At 59.3% G+C, this 18,416-nt stretch carries 18 protein-coding genes; 17 read left to right on the top strand and 1 reads right to left on the bottom strand.

Annotated features, from left to right (window positions below):
* Nucleotides 1-2: 2 nt before the first annotated feature.
* The 16 genes from IYW40_RS07360 (at nt 3) to IYW40_RS07285 (ending at nt 17,025) form a co-directional block, all read left to right on the top strand.
* A complete protein-coding gene (locus IYW40_RS07360) occupies nt 3-557 on the top strand; it encodes a hypothetical protein (RefSeq protein ID WP_196400053.1) in 555 nt (184 codons plus the stop codon).
* 70 nt (nt 558-627) lie between these two features.
* A complete protein-coding gene (locus IYW40_RS22225) occupies nt 628-3,477 on the top strand; it encodes an AAA family ATPase (RefSeq protein ID WP_196400052.1) in 2,850 nt (949 codons plus the stop codon).
* 1,485 nt (nt 3,478-4,962) lie between these two features.
* Complete coding sequence (locus IYW40_RS07350) at nt 4,963-5,517, top strand: hypothetical protein (protein WP_196400051.1); 555 nt, start codon at nt 4,963-4,965, stop codon at nt 5,515-5,517.
* A 42-nt stretch (nt 5,518-5,559) separates the two neighbouring features.
* The gene (locus IYW40_RS07345) at nt 5,560-5,850 is read left to right on the top strand and encodes a hypothetical protein (RefSeq protein WP_196400050.1); all 291 of its coding nucleotides are present in this window, start codon (nt 5,560-5,562) and stop codon (nt 5,848-5,850) included.
* Nucleotides 5,851-6,065: 215 nt separating this feature from the next.
* Nucleotides 6,066-6,656, top strand: coding sequence for a hypothetical protein (locus IYW40_RS07340; RefSeq protein ID WP_196400049.1), 591 nt, complete (start codon nt 6,066-6,068; stop codon nt 6,654-6,656).
* Between the two features lie 530 nt (nt 6,657-7,186).
* Nucleotides 7,187-7,699, top strand: coding sequence for a hypothetical protein (locus IYW40_RS07335; protein WP_196400048.1), 513 nt, complete (start codon nt 7,187-7,189; stop codon nt 7,697-7,699).
* 3 nt (nt 7,700-7,702) lie between these two features.
* Nucleotides 7,703-9,544 (top strand): terminase gpA endonuclease subunit, encoded by a 1,842-nt coding sequence (locus IYW40_RS07330; protein ID WP_196400047.1) that lies wholly within the window; start codon nt 7,703-7,705, stop codon nt 9,542-9,544.
* On the top strand, nt 9,544-9,942 hold the full coding sequence (locus IYW40_RS07325) for a hypothetical protein (protein ID WP_196400046.1): 399 nt from the start codon (nt 9,544-9,546) through the stop codon (nt 9,940-9,942). Before IYW40_RS07330 ends, IYW40_RS07325 begins: the two co-directional genes overlap by 1 nt.
* A gap of 4 nt (nt 9,943-9,946) precedes the next feature.
* Nucleotides 9,947-11,587 carry a phage portal protein gene (locus IYW40_RS07320; RefSeq protein WP_196400045.1) on the top strand — a complete coding sequence of 547 codons (1,641 nt, stop codon included), beginning with the start codon at nt 9,947-9,949 and terminating at the stop codon, nt 11,585-11,587.
* Entirely contained in the window at nt 11,584-11,901 is a 318-nt protein-coding gene (locus tag IYW40_RS07315; RefSeq protein WP_196400044.1) for a hypothetical protein, read from the top strand. The genes IYW40_RS07320 and IYW40_RS07315 overlap by 4 nt, the downstream gene beginning before the upstream one ends.
* Nucleotides 11,901-12,629: a hypothetical protein gene (locus IYW40_RS07310; protein WP_196400043.1), complete on the top strand. Its 729-nt coding sequence runs from the start codon at nt 11,901-11,903 to the stop codon at nt 12,627-12,629. Before IYW40_RS07315 ends, IYW40_RS07310 begins: the two co-directional genes overlap by 1 nt.
* A 14-nt stretch (nt 12,630-12,643) precedes the next feature.
* Nucleotides 12,644-12,967, top strand: a complete 324-nt coding sequence (locus IYW40_RS07305; RefSeq protein ID WP_196400042.1) for a phage tail assembly protein — start codon at nt 12,644-12,646, stop codon at nt 12,965-12,967.
* A 190-nt stretch (nt 12,968-13,157) separates the two neighbouring features.
* Nucleotides 13,158-15,548, top strand: a complete 2,391-nt coding sequence (locus tag IYW40_RS07300; protein WP_196400041.1) for a hypothetical protein — start codon at nt 13,158-13,160, stop codon at nt 15,546-15,548.
* A gap of 15 nt (nt 15,549-15,563) precedes the next feature.
* Nucleotides 15,564-15,959, top strand: a complete 396-nt coding sequence (locus tag IYW40_RS07295) for a hypothetical protein (RefSeq protein ID WP_196400040.1) — start codon at nt 15,564-15,566, stop codon at nt 15,957-15,959.
* Entirely contained in the window at nt 15,956-16,144 is a 189-nt protein-coding gene (locus tag IYW40_RS07290) for a hypothetical protein (protein WP_196400039.1), read from the top strand. The genes IYW40_RS07295 and IYW40_RS07290 overlap by 4 nt, the downstream gene beginning before the upstream one ends.
* Before the next feature lie 527 nt (nt 16,145-16,671).
* The gene (locus tag IYW40_RS07285; RefSeq protein ID WP_196400038.1) at nt 16,672-17,025 is read left to right on the top strand and encodes a hypothetical protein; all 354 of its coding nucleotides are present in this window, start codon (nt 16,672-16,674) and stop codon (nt 17,023-17,025) included.
* A 244-nt stretch (nt 17,026-17,269) separates the two neighbouring features.
* Here IYW40_RS07285 and IYW40_RS21730 read toward each other — a convergent pair whose 3' ends face one another.
* Entirely contained in the window at nt 17,270-17,590 is a 321-nt protein-coding gene (locus IYW40_RS21730; RefSeq protein WP_348644251.1) for an SOS response-associated peptidase family protein, read from the bottom strand.
* 307 nt (nt 17,591-17,897) lie between these two features.
* Between IYW40_RS21730 and IYW40_RS07280 the strand changes: the two genes are divergently transcribed.
* Nucleotides 17,898-18,407: a hypothetical protein gene (locus IYW40_RS07280; RefSeq protein WP_196400037.1), complete on the top strand. Its 510-nt coding sequence runs from the start codon at nt 17,898-17,900 to the stop codon at nt 18,405-18,407.
* Nucleotides 18,408-18,416 lie beyond the last annotated feature (9 nt).

Genomic DNA, 18,416 nt, shown 5'->3' with positions numbered 1-18,416 from the left:
CCATGACACAGCTTGTAGAGATATCCGACCGCGGCGACAGCCTCTTTGTGCCCTTCGCGCGCATTCGAGAAATCAGGCCGCCCACGGAAGGCACAACAGGCGCAATCGCCGTGACGTTGAACGGCGACGATCGCGAATATTCGATTGATCCCGACGAATTTGATGCATTGCGTAACCCGGAAACAATCGTCCCCGCGGCGGACGGATGGTGGGCTTTCGTCGCTCCGCCCGGCATTGCGTCGGATGATGCGGCAGTCCAGCCGGAAGGCATGGAACGTCATCCGGTCATCGGATGGCGGGTCGGTGGCGCGTGGCCGGAGCCGATCCTTGCGACCGCGCCGGACGCGCGCCGTTTGCTGGCTTTGGTGAACCTTAACGAGAATATCGCGATCGATAGTTTCGCGAGCGTGCCCGAGCCGTTCCTTGATTGGTGGCGTAGCAAACTCGCCACGCGATTGGAGCGCGCCGGAATGACCCAAGCCAAGTTCGTTGGCGAGTTGCTGCGGCGTATCGGCGAGGCGGAAGCGGCTGAAGCGTCCGAAGTGAACGCGGCTTGACCGCAACAAAAAAAGCCCGGCGTTGACGCGCCGGGCGAAGTCTCTGACCCAAAAGTGTGAGGTCTATATAGTGACGAATATTTTTGCCGTCAAGGTGCCCTTGACGCCTTCCGACATACATAATTCATCGCCGGAAGCCAGAGACAAAATCACGATCCTGCGACCCAAGGTTTTCACGGGCAAGCGGCTGATTCATACTCCAGACGGAATCCGTAAGGAGCCGGCCGCGAACGCCAAAACCTTTAGACGCCTCACGCGCGAAGTTGCCGGCGTTAACGATCTTTATACGTTGCTGCATGAAGGCCGGGACGAAATTCTTATTCACGGCGCCGCGCTACCGGATACGCCGAGCGTCGATTGCGAGCGGCGCAACGAGTTCTTCGCCGATCGAGCGTTGCGGACGATCGTCCTCGATATCGACGGGTTCATGACAAACGCGCGGTCGCTTGACGAAGCCGCGAAGGAATACCGCGCGCTTTTGCCGGCCGAATTTCAGGACGCGAGTTGCGTCGCCCAAGCGTCAAGCGGGTTCAATACGAAGGAAGGCCAGCAATCGTTTAGGTTGTTCTTCTTCGCCGACAAACCCGTGACCGAAAATCAGAAGTCGGCATGGCTCTTAGCGCCGGACACATTGCCGACGACAATTCGCAAGCGCAAGGACGGCAAGGAAATTGAAGTCTCGACGCTCGATCCCTCAATATGGCGTCGCGTCCAGCCGGTCTATATCGCCAATCCGATCGTCGAGGGCGGCGCCGATCCTTGTCCGGAGCGTTGGTTGCTAATCGACGGCAAGCCTTGCGTGAACGTGCCGGACGTGCTCCCCGATCCTGTCAGCAAGGTCGGTAAGACGCGCGGTTTTGCCGCGCCCGAGGGCGTCACGATTGACGATCCCGACGCGCTCGGCGATGCAATCGAAAAGCTCGCGACGCGCAGATTGGAGCACGCGAGCAACAGTCGTCACCTCTCAATCGTCTATGCGGGCGCGGATTTCAGCGACTACGGCATTTCGCCGGAACTCGCCGAGGCCGTGACGCTCGCTTGGGCTATGCCCGACGACGATCATGACGAAATGTTGCGCGACATGCTGACCGATCGCGGATTCACGGCGGCCGATGCACAAAGGAAACTCGCGCGGATTGCCGAGATTCGCGAAGCGTTGGCGGCGGAACATGAGGGCGAGAATCCGTTTGCCGAGACGGATGATTTCACAGTTTCGGAAATCGTCGTGAAGCTGGAAGAGGGCTACCGGAGCGCGCGCAACGGATTTGGCGCGAAGGTCGCGACCGCGGGCGGCAAAGCGTTTGAGTCGCTCGCCGAGGCCGATGGCGCACTTCCCGCGCGCCAGGAACGAAAGCGCCAACAGAAAGCCGAATCGACGACGCGCCAACGTTTCGCAACCTTCGAACAAGGCGCGCTTTTCACGGGCGACGACGACATATTCGGCGAACCGGACGCGCTGCCAGCGGTTTCGGGTCCGGGCTTGCTTGCTGCCCTGGAAAACGATGCACGCTTTGCGGATGACAGGGAAGCCCTGCTTGCGGCGCATCGCGCAGTCAATGCGATCATTCGCCAGCCACAAGGGGCAGACGCGGCGGAGCGTCTGGCGCAATTGCGCGCGCTGGTCGAAGACGGCGAGTTGCCTTCGGCAGCCCATGCCGAGCCGGTTCGATACGTGAACGGCGCCCGCCCGCCGGTTTTGCCTATCCCTGTCGCGAGGCGTGATCTTGATGACATTCCCGACGTGCCTTGGGTCGCCTTTCAGGATTATTGCCGCGGCGTCGTCAGCGCGCTTGTGGGCGACGGCGGTGTTTCGAAGTCGGCGCGCGGGTTGGTCGAATGCGTCGCCATTGTCGCCGGCCGGCCGGACCTCTTAGGCATTGCGCCAGAAGATGTTGCGACGGACTTTAAACGGACGAACGTTTGGTATCACTGCCAGGAAGACGACAAGGATGCGCTCGACAGGCGTCTTGCTGGCGTTCTCAAAGAACTAAATGTGCCGTGGTCGGCGATTGACGGCACAAACGGCTTTCGGCTCTACATGACTTCTGGCGTCGGAAACCCCTTGTTGCTGGCGCTGGAAAACAGCAAGGGCCGAGTCGAGGCTCCGGCGGAACTGGCGGAAACCGTCGCCTGTGTGAAGCAATACGGTATCGGCGTCGTGATGCTGGACCCTGTGCAAGAGCTTCACGAAGTTGACGAGAACGATAACAGCGCCATGGCGAAAGTTTGGGCAAGCGCGCGGTCTGTCGCGGCGGAAGCGAATGCGTCTGTTGCTTTGATCGCGCATCCGCGGAAGCCGGACGGCGCATCATCTGTCGGTCACGCCGGTAACATGCACGTCCTTCGGGGCGCGTCGTCTCAAACCGGCGTGGCGCGTATAGTTCGGACGATGTTTAGTTTGACTGATGACGAAGCAAAGCAACTGAACATCCCGCCGCAAGATCGCGGGCGCTACGCGCGCATCGACGCGGCGAAAAATAATCTCGCGCTGAAAAACTGGCGCCCGACCTACATCGAACGTCGCACCGTGCAAGTTGGCACGAACAAGCGGTCAACGGTGCCGGTGCCAGTGATCGTTCATTTGGACGCCGGGTTGTCGCCCGCGGCGCAGAAGATCGTTGACGCGCTCGTCGTCATGGGGCCGGGCGAGCATGAGATTGACGCGGTTTTGGAAAAGGCCGGAATTCCCCTCGCCGCGTTTGACGATACGAACGGACACCGCGCGCGACGGATCAAAAGGGAGCTTTTCGGAAAGGCGGACAAGGTGGAGCGCACGACGGGCGCCGGCACACTGCGATATCATGCCGCGCCCGGCCAACGGACGCCGCCGACCCTAAGTTTTACACCTAAGCCGGACGCGACCGGGGCGAGCTTCACGCCGGTTGACGACGAAGACGAGACAGCCGCGGACGCCGGATAGCTCGAAAACGAACCTCGCCCACGGCCGCGAAAATGCGTTGGCGAGGTTCTGTCCTTAGAAGAATAAGGGGTTTGCCGGTAAAAGGCTGGACCTCGCCAAACCTCGCCCCCCGAAATTGGCGAGGTTTATATTTGTTAAAATCAATGACTTATACAACCTCGCCCGAAGCAAGATGAAAACCTGGCTTTTTGCCCGAGTTTTCGATCGGGGATAAACGCTTGATGTTTCACAATAATAACCCCATTTCGCGCGACCTCGCCAACCTCGCCCCTCTAAAGAGGGTCTCTGTCTTCTGGCGAAGAGACCCCAAGAGAGGATGGCGCCTCCGCGAAAGAGCGGAGAGGCGGGGGGCGTATGTCGACCGCGCCGCATGTTCGAAAAAGAAGGGGGCGAGGCGCGCCACAAGCCGCGCTCGAATTTGGGGATTGAACGTTTGCAGATTGGTTCCGGCCGCCCCCCGAAGCGCCGATCGCGGCCGGAGGTGTCGCGACGCCCGAAGCAACCCATGCCGCGCCGAGGATCGACAGAGACGCCGCGGCGGGCCGCGAGCGGCTCTTCCGGGCAAGGGTGGCGGGTCATACCTATGCGAGCCCGCGCCCCCGCCGCCACGCTCGCCGGCATAGCGTTCGGCCTGTCTCGCGTTCGCCAGCGCGCGGGGGCAGGGGCTCTAGGGCGGCGCTTTTCAACAGCGCTGCGCCGCCGAGCCGAAAATCGCGCAGACAAATCAGTTTCAAATCAGTCGTCTATAAACAAACCGCTGAAATCACCAAAAAGTCTGCCCGGAAAGCTTGACTTATGCCATGTTAACTGCCTAGACTGAAGTCAGTCAGAAGTGCGCCTTTATGGCCGCTTCACCCTCATTCCCACAAAATCACATACGCGAAACGCGCCGATCACCTCGGCGCGCGATGGCGTTCGCGCACAGGAATCCAAAAAGCATGACGACCGATACGGCCCGGCGCCTTCTAGGCGTCGCCGCTTCCGCGCGCCTTCTAGGCTGCTCCGCTCAGTCGATTCGGAACTGGCGCCGGGAGGGAGTCTTCCCGCAGCCGGTTTCCTGCCGCTCCCGCGGCTGGCCAAAATGGACGGAAGATCAAATCGAGGCATTCGCTCGCGGCGAAGCGCCCGAGGCCAACCTCGCGCCGGCCGGAGACTATCTCGACGGCGGCGACGTTCGGAGCGTCTGTAAATGGGGTTTGCTGGCCTGACGCGGCTTACGGTATCCGCGATAGACAATCGGGATTCGCAATGAAATTATCCGACCCCTATTTGGAAAGGGGTGGCTATGACTTCGGACGACAAAAAACACACACCGCAAAACATTGAACGGAAACACAACGAACGTCCGAGCCGAGTCAATGATTCAGGGCAAGGTTCGACTGATCGTGGTGCGCACAGGGAACACGGCACGATCAGAAAAGAGCGAAGTTCAACTGATTGGGACCGGCCGCCGCCGCCACCCTCACCAAAGCGGGACAAATAGTTATGAGCACATGGGATGACGATCCCTATTACACCATCTCCATTGGTGTGCATAAGTCGCGCAGATATCACAGTAAGATGGCCGCGTTCTTTCAGAGCTTGAATGATACGGTGCTAGCCGCGAACGCAATTCTCGGCGCTGGCGCTTTCATGGTGTTACTTGGCGGCAAGGACGGCGGCCTAGCTAAGGCTCTGATCGCAGTCGTGGCAATCGGTTCTGCAATCGACAACGTTGTCGGTTTTTCGAAGAAATCGAAACAGCATTCGGAACTGTGCCGCAGGTTCACAGAGCTTGCGGCCGATATGGCCTTGTGGGACGTGAACGAAGAAAACTACAAAAAAGCGGTTTCAGAGCGCATCAAAATTGAGAAGGACGAACCTCCTGTGCATCGTTTGATCGATTTGGAAGCGCGAAATGACGAATTGCGCGCCCGAGGTTATTCGGAGGAATGGCTAGTCCCGCTCACCAATGCGCAACGGCGATTAGGCTATTTCTTCACTTTTGGCATGCCTAGGCTCGAAGAATGGCGCGATAAGAAGCGGCCCGAAGCGGCGTAGGACCGCGCACGCGCCCAATCATTCCTCTTGGAGTTTTTCATCGTGGTTTTTCGGAACTGTGCGGCTGAGCAAATCAGCCGCGAGACTCTGCGCGCGCTCGAACACGGCGCGCGCTTGCTTGACGGCGCAGTGCGCCTTTACGAGCGGCTTGCGCTCATTGATCTTCCCGACCTCCCCGCGCGCAAATTGAACGCATGGGGCGAGCCTATCCCCCCGAAGTTTCCGAGAGACGCCGAGTTTGCGAATTATCTCGCGTCGCTTCGTCATGGCGGCGGGACGCCGATCGCGCAGCGGCTCGATTGCCCTGGCGCACCCCGAGGCGAACATGTCTGAAGCCGATTCCTATGTGTTCCCGAGGCCGCCGATCGATCACCTTTACAGGGCGCGCGTTCAATCCTTGGCGGGCTTGCACCTTCACAGGATATTGGAGTCGATTGACGTGCGCCCTCAAGATGAAATCTCGTTGCATGTGACCGTTTCCGGTGCCGGCGGGATCGTTGTCGATAAGCGAGTCATGCGCGCGCCCGACAAGTTGGGGAGGTGACCTCATGGGCGACATTCACGTGAACGTGAGCGACAGTTTCAGTCCCTTGCTGAAGAAAGTCGCCGCTGAAACTCCCGCCGGCCTGCGCAATGCGCTCGATAGGACGGCGCGCAAAGCGTATAATGAAGCAAAGCGAAATGTCGTCGCCGACGTAGGGAGCGCCGACGCCAAGGCGGGTATTTCGACGTTAAAGCGACCATCGGCTTACGATCTAAGCGCACGTTTCAGCCTCTATCCGCAAAGGATCACGGCTCGAAAGATCGGCAAGTTTACCCCTGGCACAAGCTGGAATCGCGGCTCGTTCTCAGGGCACACAAGCAACATCTCGCCGGGCCGATCAAAGAACCTCAATATCAGCAAGGCGTTTGTTATCCGAAACAACGCCGACGTTGTGATGGTCCGCGTCGGCTCGGGCAAGAACGCCATTAAGGCGGTCTACGCAACACACCCCGCGACTACATTCAAAGAAGCCAAGGGCGGCAAGCCGGCAGAGATGTGGAAGCAGGATATCAATCAAACATTGCCGAACGAGTTGAACAAGGAACTTGCGAAGGTCTTTGCCGGCGGAAGCGCCGGAGCGTCGGGCGGCGATTGATCGGCTGATACCTCCTAATCGAGCGTGCTGAAGGGATATGTTTTTCGTGCATCGTGGCGCGCACTCGCGCGGCGTGGCGCGTAGCAGCGGCGGGGGCTAGTGCCTACTGGCGCACGTCCGAACGTTTTTGGTGATCTTGGCAAGCGAATGAGCGGCGCCGCGGGCGTGTCGCAGTTGTGGGCGCGTAGCGCCGACCGTTTGGCTGATAGATCGATCGGCCGGGCGGCAATCCCGAGCTAGCGCGTAACAATATAACGTTTCCTAGCGGCATTCCGCCAGCCCCCAGGCGGAGCAACTATAGGCATTCTCTATCGATCCGGCGAGGCCTCGATACGCCGTGAAAGGCCCGGAAAACCAGGGTTTTTGGGGCCACACCTTCTAACCTCGACATAACACATTGATATTCAGCCACTTACGGGTCCTTGGCAAAGGTTCACGAACGCGCTGCGCGCCCCCGCCCGCATTTTTTCGCTACTCTCTCAACGACTTAGCGATACTTCACCTCAGAAATCTATCGGGATTTTAGATAAATGGAGCCAACCCGGATCGGCATAACGGCGCTGATGGACGAATTTCATCAGCCCCATACAACTATCAAAGGTTGGCTCGACGAAGCTCAAATTCCAAGGGCGCACGACAAGAGCTATCCCGCCGACGAAGCGCGCGCCGCGATCAAACTTCGAATAGACGAAGAATCCACGCTGCGCGATCGATACGACTCAACGTCCGCAAAGCAAGCCGACGACGACGCCCGGCGCGCGCTCATTCAAGCGAAGCGCGAGATTGCCGAAGAGCATGCGCGCAAACTGCGGCTGCAAAATCAGAAGCTCGAAAACTCGCTGCTTGATCGTGAAACCGTCGCCGCGACCGTCGCCGACCTGATTGCGCGCGCCAAGGTCGCATTCTTGGCCGTTGGGCCGAAGGTGTCGCCGCGCCTCGCGGGCGAAACCGATCCGAAGAAAATTGCCGCTGCGATCAACGACGAATGCCGCGCCGCGCTCGCCGCGCTCGCCGACCTGGACGCATTCGCTATGGAGGAATGAAAGTTGGGGCTGCATATCGATCCGCTGGCGACGCCAACGGCGGCGCGAGCGGATAATGAATTGCTCGCGCAACTTTTGGCTCAATTCGCGCCCCCTCCCAAAACAGAAATTGTCGAATGGTGTGAAAGCCGGATCGTCCTTCCGGCGAGCAACGCCGAACCCGGACCTCTGAAATACACGGCGTATCAGCGCGGACTTGTGGAAGCGTTCGCAGACCCCGACGCCGAAACAGTCGTTTTCATGCTCGCTTCTCAGTCGGGCAAATCGACCGCCATTGACTCCGCGCTTCTCTACACCGTCGCTAACGATCCGGGGCCGGCGCTCATTGTGCATCCGAGCGAAGGCAAGGCGCTCGATTATGTGCGCAACCGGCTTGATCCGCTCATTGCCTCGACTCCAGCCATTCGCGAGCTTGTGGGGAAAGGCGGCCGCACGGGCGGAGGCTCTTCCGTAAGGCATAAAATATTCCCAGGCGGATCGGTTTCGATCGGTTCAAGCTACAATCCCGACGGCCTCGCCGCCCGATCGGTTCGCTATCTCCTACTCGACGAAATTGATCGCTTTGCCCGATCGGCCGGAACCGAGGGCGACCCAGTTCAACTCGCCATCAAGCGGACGCGCACGTTTCGCAGTCGCAAAATCATCTTGGCCAGCACGCCGACCGCGAAAAATTCTAGCCGCATCGCCGAGTGGTTTTTCCGCGGAACGCAGGAACGCTTCTACATCCCGTGTCCCGAGTGCGGGGCGCTAGAATACGCGCGTTTCGACCAACTCAAATGGCAAGAGGGAAAGCCCCACACGGCGCATCTAACCTGCGATCATTGCGGCCACGCCATAAGCGAGCGCGAGCGGCTTGTTGCGATCGAGCTTGGGGCTTGGCTTACAACAGCCGAAAATCCCGAGCCGCATATTCGAAGTTTCCATGCGACAGAACTGGTTTCCCGCTTTTCGAGCTTAGAGTCGGTCGCCGCGCAATATGAGGAGTCCAAGTCCCGGCCCGAAAAGCTCCGCGTCTTTCACAATACGGTTCTGGCAGAAACTCATGATTTTGGCGAAGAGTATCAACTAGACGCGAGTGAACTTCAGCTTAGAGCCGAACCGATCGCGCAACCATTGCCCGCGAGCGTCGAGAAAATCATTCTCTCGACAGACACGCAGCTAGACCGTTTAGAAACATCAATCATCGCGTTCGGCGCTGACGACGAAGCGTGGGTAATCAGCCATCACAAACTCATGGGTAGCACAGACTGCGCGCCGGATGCAGGCCCATACGCCGCGCTGAGCGAGTTGTGGGGCAGAGCGTCGTTTCGGACGAAGGATGGTCGCCTGTTGCCGATCGCCGCCGGCTGCATCGATGGCAACTACCATTCAATGCAGGTCGCGCAGTTTGTCGCGTCTCAAAGGCGTAAACAGCGGAACATCATCGCTGTGCGCGGCGTCGGCGGCTTTGACAAGCCGCTAATTCGCCGCGGCAATACGTTGAAGGGTATCACTACCATCTATCACGTGGGCGTTGACTCGATCAAAGCGAGTCTGAAACGACGCCTTGCGATGACTGAGGTGGGGCCGGGCTTTATTCATCTCGCGGACACTTTGGAGCCAACCTATTTCGAGCAATTGGCAAATGAATCCTTACAGACTCGTTTCGTCAGAGGTCGCGAAAAGCTCGAATTTGTGCCGAAAGGGCCAAGGTCGGAAGCGCTAGATTGCTTGTGCTACGGGACTGCGCTTGCCCGGCTCACCAAAGCGACGACGGCCGCTCCGGCCAATAAACCCCAATCCAACGCAGACATCGCCGCGCGCTTGGCCGCGCTCAATCAGCTTTCAAATCGGAAGGCCGCATAATGACGATTAAACCCAAAGTTGCTTCGCCCACCAATTCGCAAACGGTCGCCGACGTTCGCGCCGAGGAACGAATTCGCATGCGAGACGTTCTCATGTCGCCGGAGGCCAAGGGCCGGACGAACCTTGCCGTCAAATTGCTTGTGAACTCGCCGCTTTCCGCTTCCGCAATCGTCGACATGCTCGCCGATACGCCGCGCGAGGGTGCCATGAACTTCTTTGCCGCGATGGCCCAAGAGGGCTCAATCGGGATTTCCTCGCCGATCGGCGCACAGACCAATGACGACCCCAAGGCCGCTCGGAAAGCTGAACTCACAAAGGTTGCGACGCAACACAGTGCCGCGAGCGGTTACATCTCCGCAGAGCAGGCCAAAGCGCGCGGCGTAAGCATTGGGGCGTAAGCGAATGAAGATCGAACTTCTTCCCGAAGCCATCGCGCCGCCCGGCGCGCCGGCCGCCGTTTCCTTTGACGCCAAGCCCCAAGCCGGGTTCCAAGACTCCAACGTCGGCAACGATCGTCGTCTAGCTTGGGCAGTCAGTTCGCAAGGCTCGGGACAATTCTTTGCGGGCGGCTATTGGACGGCGCAAGCCTTTGGCGGGCGCTATGCGAAGGAGTCGCTTCAGGCTTCCCGCGTGGCGATGGACATGGCGACCTCAAACAGCGTCGTCGCCACGATCCTGACAACGGGCGTCACGCAGGTGGTGGGGCAGGGGCTTTCCCTGTCATCGAAAATTCGCGGCACCGATCTTGGGATTAGCGACCAGGAAGCCCACCAACTGTCTTCGCAAATCGAGCAAGCATGGGCCGATTACATCTCGGAACCGCGCGAGGTGGACTCGACCGGCCGCTATAACCTGCATTCGTTGGCAGCGGGCGGATATCTGAGCTTCTTAAAGGCCGGCGCCCTTTTGGCGATTCTCGACTGGCAGCCGCGCGCGGATACGCAATACGCGAGCCGCGTGACGCTGCTAGACCCGGACCAGATTGCGAAGGACTATCATCGCAGCGACGAAGGCGGCTTGTCTTTCGTGGCCGGCGTTGGTTTCGACAAGGGCGGCCGATTTACCGCGCTCGCCCTGCGTGACGCGCCCATGGGGCAGCCGAACCTATCGAATAACGTTCGCATCGTGCGCGCCTATAATTCGATTGGCCGTCGCCAGATCGTTTGGCTTCAGGAGAACACAGACCCGCGCGGCGTGCATTCCGTGAGTCCGATCGTGGGAGCTTTGACCCCTGCGCGCGAAGAGGCCAGCCTTCAGGAACTCACGTTGGACAAGCATCTGACGCATGCCGGCGCCACGCTTGCGATTGAAACGGACGTTCCGACCAAGACGGCTTTCGACGCCCTGTCTGCGAACGAAGCGCCGGCCGGCGGGCTGCTTTCCGACGCCGAACTGACGGCGTTCCTTGATCGGAAGGAAGCATTTTGGGGTGCATCGGGCCGCAATCGCGTTCCGCTGCGCGGTGCCTCGCTTTACCACCTTCTCCCAAACGAGAAGCTGCATCTTTTGCAGTCCCAAGGCGATTCGACGTTTGCCGACTTCTCAGCGGCGTTGGTGAGACGCGCAGCGCGAGCGGCCGGGGAAGCTGCGCCCGTGATCGATGGGGACTTCTCCAGAGTCAATTACTCGGCAGCAAAAATGGCCTTGGAGCCGACTTGGCGTCTCGCGCAAGTGCGGCGGAAGTTCATTGTCGAAGAGTTTTACGCCGCGGTCTTCCGCAATTGGCTTCAGGAAGCCGTGCATCGTGGCGTCATCGAACTCCCGGCGCATGTCGATTTTGACACACATGCGAAGGCCGTCACGCGAGCGAAGTGGACCGGCTCCGGGCCAATTCAGCCGGACATCGGCAAGGCACGCAAGGCGCAGATTGAAGCTTTGAGCGCCGGCTTGATTACGATTAGCGACGTGCTCGCCGAGAACGGCGGCGGCGATTTTGAGCAGCATGTTTCCGCGCTCGCTTCCGAGCGTGAATACCTCGCGCAGTTTGGTTTGGCGCATCCGGCGTTTAGCGCGGGCAAGGGCGAAAAGGTGAAAGCAGCATGACGAATCCGCCGTTCAATCGAACGCCGCTCAATCAAGGCTGCCACCCCGCTGCGAACGGGCCGCCCTCTGAGGTTCACGACCCGTGCGCGATGTTGCCGAAACTCAGAGCCGCATATTACGCGCTGCTGGCAGGCGCGCAGTCTCAGGAAGTGCGACACGGCGACATGTGGCAACGCTGGCATAAGGGCGAGGCGAAATTGCTCAAATCCGAGATTGATCGCTTATCGGCCATCTGCCCGCAATCGCAAGGCGGCGCGGGCGGTCGATACGCCACGACAATGGGCGGGCGCGGTTTCAACCATTGGGGCTATTGATGGAGCATACACAGTTCTTTTGGCCTCTTATTGGCGGCAAGGCGCTGCTTGAAGCCGGACGCGAATTGGTTTCGATCGATGACGCCCTTGCACGCGGCTTTGACAGTGTGTCTAAACTTGAGCTTGCGTTGGAACGCGAAGCAGAGGTTGAGGGTCGCGGCGGCGTTGCGTCGGAGGCCGCCCGCGACGGCTATTGCATCGATTACGAATATGCAGGGCCGCGGCGTCATGTGCGAAAGCCGAAAGCCGCAAAGGTCGATAAGCCCCATTCGTCCGCGCCATCGCCATCGCCCGAGCAACCGTTGTCGCCATACGCGGCGGCAATCCTATCGCTTGACGAAGCGCGCGTGCGGCCTTCGGCTGCGCGAACGTTACTTCGGATGCATCAGGACGAATCGACGCTTCCCCTTCCAGACGCCGAAGCTCTGCTTGCGGCTCTTCCCTTCGAAACACGTGAACCCATCGAGGCTGCTACCATGTCCTATTCGTTCTCCCACGCCGACGCCGCGACCGAAAAGGTTATCGTGCGATCGGTCGAAATTCGCGCGCTCGGGCTCAGTCAGAAAGGCGCTCGCGGCGACGCCGCTGCGAAGGCGGAATCGCGTCGACTAAATGCGGCGCTCGCGGACTACCGCAACGGAACGCCGATCGGCAAGGCGCTCCATTCGGCGGGCGCCGACGTTGCTGCGGTTAGCGCCGCCGCGAAGCGCGCGCTGGCCGCGGCTTGATGGAGGCCAACACAATGACGACCACTCCCGCCACCTCGAAAACCGTTCCGCTTAGCCGCCCGCTTCAGACGCACAAAGGTCCGCTGAAGGAAATCGTTCTGAATGAGCCAACCTTAAGAGCGTTTCGGCAATACGGCGAGCCTTTCAAAGTCATCTCGACGAAGGAAGGACAATCAATCGAGCACGACAACCGCGCGCTCGCGCAGTTCGCCGCTCATATGTCCGGCCATGACGAAATTGTCTTGGACGATTTGCCGGCGAAGGACTGGTATGCGGTCCGAGCGGCTGTTGTCGAAATGTTGTTGGGGGTCGCTGGCGAAAACCCTTTCGAAATATAAGCCGCCTCATGGCTTCGTTTCTATACGACCTCCGCATCGGGCCGTCTGAAATCGAGGCCATGACGATCACGCAAGCGTCTTTTTATCTCGAACACATTTCTCGATTGCAGAAAGAGCGCCAGTCCTAGACGGCGCTCTTTTCATTTCTCAATAGATCATCGCCCCAAGTGGCGCACAGGAGGTTTGAGCCATGGCAGGGCCTCGCATAGACGCAACGGTTTCCGTTCATGACGAAGCGACCGCCGCACTTAATCGCATCATGCGCGAGGCCCAAAACGCCGCGCGCGCATTTGAAAAGCTCGGAGGCCCCGGTAGCGGCGTCGTCAGACATTTCGACGCGGCCAATCGCGCACTCGACATGCATATGCGCCAGCTTGAGCGGGCGCAATCGCACTACGCTCGAATGGCTGAAGCGACTAAGCGCCTCGCGTCTAATGTCGCGATCATGGCGGCGCCATCGATTATTCACGGTTCCGAAAAAGCGCTGCATCTTGGGGCCGAACGTGTCGCCGAACAATTTAGGCTCGGGCTCGCCGGCATTCACGGTAAAGAATTAGAAAGCGCCAGGGCGCTCGCGCAGCACCTTCAGACGCGGTTGCCGATCCTCGATCAAACCTCTTTGCTCGAAAGATACAAAGAGATTCGTTCGATCGTTCCCAAGCCCGAGGAAGCCGAGCACGTCCTGCCGATCGTCGCCCGCACTGAAGCAGCGATGAAAGCGAGCGACCCAACAGGGCAGTCCGCCGCCGGCCTGCAATGGCTTATGAAGGCCGCCGAAATTGCGGGTTTCGGACAGAATACGGAACGGCTGGAACGGTATTTTGATGCGGCCGTCCGCGCGCAACAGGTCTTAGGCAAAACGATTGACGCCGCGCAGCTTGCGGATTTCGTCAAAAAATCAGGCACGGCGGCACCGCTGTTCCACGATCGGTTCTTGCATCTTATCGCGCCGGGCCTTGTGCAAGAGCTTGGAGGCGAGACGGCGGGTTTCGGCATTCGCCAGATGGTGAAGCTGATAACGTCGAATCTGAAAGGCCCCACCGCACATCCGGCTTTAGAGGAATTCAGGCGGCTAGGGCTCGTCAAAGATAGCGATATTGATTTTTCCTCGAAGGTAAAAGCGGCGGGCCTGCTACCCGGCCATTTTATGGAGGGGCACAAACTCGCGGCGACAGACCCGGCATCGTGGGTTTGGAATGTCCTCTTGCCGGCGCTGCGCTCGCATGGCGTGAGCGGAAAAGAGGACCAGATTCTCGCCGCGCAACGGCTGTTCCCGAATTCGAACGCCGCGCGCATCGTCGAGATGATGATTAATCAAGAGGACACGCTCAAGCGCCATATGGGGCTTTTCGAGAAGGCAGCCGGCACGCAAGGCGCGCTCGACTCAATGGGCAAGAATCCTCTTGCTCAAGCCGAAGCCTTCTCGACGGCTTTCAAGGACCTCGCCGCAACCTTGACTTCGCCCGCTATGGAACCGGCCGCGAGGATCATGCGCGGGCTGGCGAGCGGGGTCGCGTCCTTTGGCGAATCGCTTGGCAAATTCCAAAAGGACAATCCTGCTCTTGCAACTGCGCTCGCGGCTGCGCCTGTCGCTACGGCGGGCGTTGCCGGTTACAAACTATACCAAGTTGGGGCCGGCGTTCTCGACGCTCTAAAGGGTGGCGCGTCATTGAATGCAGCCAGCGTTTCGTTACAGGCGGCGGCCGTTGAATTGAGGCTCGCCGCGGCTGCTTCGAAACTCCCTGGCCTGAATATCCCGACCGGCGCCGCGGCTATTGGTGGCGTGGCCGAAGGTGCGGGCGTCGCTGGCGCAGCGGCAACCGCGGCGAGAGGCGCGGGTTTACTCGCGCGTTTCATGACTCCCCAAGGGTTAGCGATAGCCGCAGGGACAATCGTCATTGGGTCCGTCGCGCGGTTAATGATCGAAGAGGCAAGATCGTTTGATCGTGCGCAAGAGGAAAAGCGTCGTGGGCCTCGGCCGTCTGCTTACGACGAAGATCATGCGGACGAACTAGCCCGCAAGGCGCGAGACGCCTATTTGCGCGCGCTCACTATTTGGTCGCCATTGGAAATCGATCCGAGAGGGCAGGGTCAGTTCAATCGCTTCTTTGGCGGCTCGGAAATTATTCGCGCGGCTGCATTCGATGGCGCCCGCAACGGCGCCGCGTTTGGCTTGAACTCGAAATTGAGCGGCAAGGGATATTGGGCTTCACCTTTCACGCGTGACGGCGGATTCCCGGCGCTTGGCGACCATCACGACAGACCAAAGTGGCCGGGGATCGAACCGCATGGGAGCACATGGGCCGTTCCGCGGGAGATTTCCGTTCAAGGAACGGTCCAGGGCGAAGCGCATGTCAGCGTGGAAAATCACGTGCGAGTCGACGCATCGCCGCAGTTCCTCGCTTCAATCGAGCGGCGGTTTGCCGACGCGTCGGCGCGAATGCAGCTAAGTGGCAAGCTCGGAACCACCATGCAAGGCGGCGGAAACTCGCCAGCTAGATCGGGTGGTGGTGGCGGCGGAGCGCCCGTCGCTGCGCCTCTTTCGTCTAATTTCGGCTTTGGCGCACATGGCACAAGGTAGGAGCGACGCCCCACAATGTCTTTCATCAATAGCAACTGGCGCGCCGGCATGGCGCGCGTCTCACAATCGATCAACGCCGCGTTCGGCGAGCTTGTCGAACTCACGCCTTGCCACGCGCGGCCAAACTATGCGGCCGAACCTTACGCCGACAAGGCCGTCACCATAACGGGCGTGATCGCGCAGAAATCCCATCTCGGATTTGAGATGGCGGGAAGCAATCTGCATGCGCGAGTCGAAACGTCGCCCTTGTGCGCGAGCTTCTCTCGCCTCGATTTGCCTTGGGCAATCCATCATGGTGACCGGATCAAAAGGTTATGCGACGGGCAGATGTATGAAGTCGCGAGCGTGAGCGACGACGGCGTTTCGCGCGTTGAGTGTGAGATTCGATGCTTGGGGAAGCCGCAGCGATGACGATCGGCGAATTACCTCCCGTCGCACAGATCGGCGTTGCGATCGTGACGGCGTTTGTGTGGTTTGCGGCGACCGGCTTCTTATCGGGCGTCGTGATCGGGCTCTTGCAAGTCGTCAGCTACATGCGCACGCCGCGCCATCTGCGCGTTGAGCGATTTTCAGACCTCCACAAGTTTCGCAGTTAGCCGGGCAGACTCCACGTCGCGCTTGACGGCGAACCTGTGGGCAGTGCCCGGCGCGTTGCAAACGAGCGCAGACCTGCTGCCTACAGGATCAAGCAAAATCTCCTGAGAGGTGGGGAGCGCCGCCGGCCGAAAGGTCGGCGGCGCTTTTTTTGTATCTATTCCTTGTTGTGTGAATGTTGTGACATGCAGAAACAGACACTATACATCGTATGACAACATTTATGCTGGAATAAGCTTGACGGCGCCACGCGAATACGTCTACCTAAGCTTCAGGCTGTCACGGAATCGCGAGCCGGTAAGGAGCTTGGGGCGATGAGCAAAACATCCGCACGTGTCGCGCCAATCGATCGCGCAGCCGTGATGCGTTATGCGCACAGCCTTCGCAGGCGCCGAGTTTTCGACAGTTGGTCGGAATGCCTCCGCTATGCGTGGCGCGTCGCACGTGACCGGCGCGACGTTGCCACGCGCCAATCACAAACCGCGGCCCGAGCCGCCTGAATTTCTCCCAAACGTTAGGAGCCAAACCGATGACGGATACAGCAACACGTCCCACTATTGAACCGGCCGTTGACGAAGCGATTGTCGTAAATCGAATGTTCGCCGCCGCGTTTGAATGTGCGCTTTACGAGAGGCTCGCGCCCTTCCAGCGGCGCGCGCTTGAAGCGGCGATGAATGCCGACGATGACGGCGAGGTGAACGCCTTGGCGGAAATCGCGCACAAACATCGCCGCAACGCATGGCTCGCGACGGACGGGGCTTTCAAGATAGACGCCGATCGGACATTCAATGACTGCGCCCAAGCCGCTGTGCTGGAAGTCAAGGCTGCGATCGGGGATGACGAAGACGACGTTCGGTCGCCCCGCGCGGCGAAAGAGGATTGACCCCCGGCCATCGCCGCGCAACACTCTTGACGCTCGCTGTAGGAACAGACGGCGGGCCTCTATCAAGCCTTCGGCCCTGTCAGCAATGGCGGGGCCGGTTTTTTTTTGAGCGCTTCCCGAGCCATGTTTTCAGGCGTAGCCGCTGAGCCTCTGCCTGCCGCAATGGATAAGCTCTTGCAACGAATTGAGCAGCGCGTTCGATCGCAGGAAGTCGGGGCTTGACGAAGGGCGAAGCCACCCAAATTTATTGGTTAGACGACCTTCCTACGTCACTCTTCTTCCGGCCTCGCTGGCGGCCTTGCTTTCGACCGAGAGCAAGGCCGCCTTTTTCTATTATTGTGAAGCCGTCTTCCAATGGCGCGATTGGCGCCGCTGCGACCCTCTCAATCAATCCAGCGTCGTCGTCGCCAACACCCGACCTGTTGACGCGCGAAGACACGATCCATTCTTGCAACGCATCTTCGGGCGCCGACTTCAACAGCGCGCCCGGATCGTCGCCGGCCATCCAGGCTCCAATGCCGCGCCAGTCGAGTATGACCGGCATTCGATCGTGAATACGCGCCATCCAATTTAGCCGCTCCGACAATGCCGCAACACGCGAAGTGCTGACGACAATGAAGGATGGTTCGAACGTGATCGCGTTCCGGCTGGCGAAAGAGGACTGAAACTCTAAAGCGTAATCACACAATCCCATGTGTTGGCTAACCGCGCAAAAAATAGAGAGAATTTAGAACGCGCCGTTGACTGACAGGCGCAGACAGCGCAATATTGCTGCGTTGAGCGATACCGATTTTACCTGGCTTAGGCCTCGCCCTCACAGGCGAGGCCTTTCCTCGAATGACGCTCGCGGCCTGAGTCGCGGCGAGCTTAAAATGGACGGTCCTGCAATGCTGGTAGGGAATTTACATAAGCTTGTCTCCCCGTTCCGTCTAAGCTACAAACATTTTCTGGAATTGTTTCAAGGCCCGACATTGCGTCTTGCCCCCACATGGGAGCGCATTATGAACCCGCATCCAGTTTCGCTTCGAGCGAATCGCCAAGCCGTCGAGAATTTTGACGACGCAGCGAAAAAGCTGCGGCATCGCTTCAAGTCATCCGTTTCGGAAGCCTTGCCGGGCTCTGCTCGCCGATTGTTCGAACGAGAATGGCAAGAGGTTGCCGATCTAGAGAGTATTGAGTCCATGCCGCCGTTGGTCTTCGCGTATCTAATGAGTTGCGAGCGGTGTGTGCAGGACTTGCTCAACAAGAATTACGAAGGTGTTGCTAGCTCCTACTTTAATAGATGCGTTAGCGAAGCGGCGAACAACATCAGAGCAAAGGTGATCGCCTCATGGAGCTATGAGGGCGACGTCATAAGAATCCCGACGAAACGCACGGCATAGCGGTCGCCA

The organism is Methylocystis sp. H4A (genome assembly GCF_015709545.1).
GTDB lineage: Bacteria > Pseudomonadota > Alphaproteobacteria > Rhizobiales > Beijerinckiaceae > Methylocystis > Methylocystis silviterrae.
Note: the sequence above shows the minus strand (reverse complement) of the source record. Positions and strands in the feature narration are given on the sequence as shown.

Excerpts from the sequence above, each read along its gene's own strand:
- IYW40_RS07335 (WP_196400048.1), top strand. The coding sequence starts at position 7,187 with ATGGAGCCAACCCGGATCGGCATAACGGCGCTGATGGACGAATTTCAT.
- IYW40_RS07280 (WP_196400037.1), top strand. The coding sequence starts at position 17,898 with ATGGACGGTCCTGCAATGCTGGTAGGGAATTTACATAAGCTTGTCTCC.
- IYW40_RS07290 (WP_196400039.1), top strand. The coding sequence starts at position 15,956 with ATGACGATCGGCGAATTACCTCCCGTCGCACAGATCGGCGTTGCGATC.
- IYW40_RS07305 (WP_196400042.1), top strand. The coding sequence starts at position 12,644 with ATGACGACCACTCCCGCCACCTCGAAAACCGTTCCGCTTAGCCGCCCG.
- IYW40_RS07350 (WP_196400051.1), top strand. The coding sequence starts at position 4,963 with ATGAGCACATGGGATGACGATCCCTATTACACCATCTCCATTGGTGTG.
- IYW40_RS07285 (WP_196400038.1), top strand. The coding sequence starts at position 16,672 with ATGACGGATACAGCAACACGTCCCACTATTGAACCGGCCGTTGACGAA.
- IYW40_RS21730 (WP_348644251.1), bottom strand. The coding sequence starts at position 17,590 with ATGGCGCGTATTCACGATCGAATGCCGGTCATACTCGACTGGCGCGGC.
- IYW40_RS07320 (WP_196400045.1), top strand. The coding sequence starts at position 9,947 with ATGAAGATCGAACTTCTTCCCGAAGCCATCGCGCCGCCCGGCGCGCCG.
- IYW40_RS07325 (WP_196400046.1), top strand. The coding sequence starts at position 9,544 with ATGACGATTAAACCCAAAGTTGCTTCGCCCACCAATTCGCAAACGGTC.
- IYW40_RS07295 (WP_196400040.1), top strand. The coding sequence starts at position 15,564 with ATGTCTTTCATCAATAGCAACTGGCGCGCCGGCATGGCGCGCGTCTCA.
- IYW40_RS07300 (WP_196400041.1), top strand. The coding sequence starts at position 13,158 with ATGGCAGGGCCTCGCATAGACGCAACGGTTTCCGTTCATGACGAAGCG.
- IYW40_RS07310 (WP_196400043.1), top strand. The coding sequence starts at position 11,901 with ATGGAGCATACACAGTTCTTTTGGCCTCTTATTGGCGGCAAGGCGCTG.
- IYW40_RS07340 (WP_196400049.1), top strand. The coding sequence starts at position 6,066 with ATGGGCGACATTCACGTGAACGTGAGCGACAGTTTCAGTCCCTTGCTG.
- IYW40_RS07360 (WP_196400053.1), top strand. The coding sequence starts at position 3 with ATGACACAGCTTGTAGAGATATCCGACCGCGGCGACAGCCTCTTTGTG.
- IYW40_RS07315 (WP_196400044.1), top strand. The coding sequence starts at position 11,584 with ATGACGAATCCGCCGTTCAATCGAACGCCGCTCAATCAAGGCTGCCAC.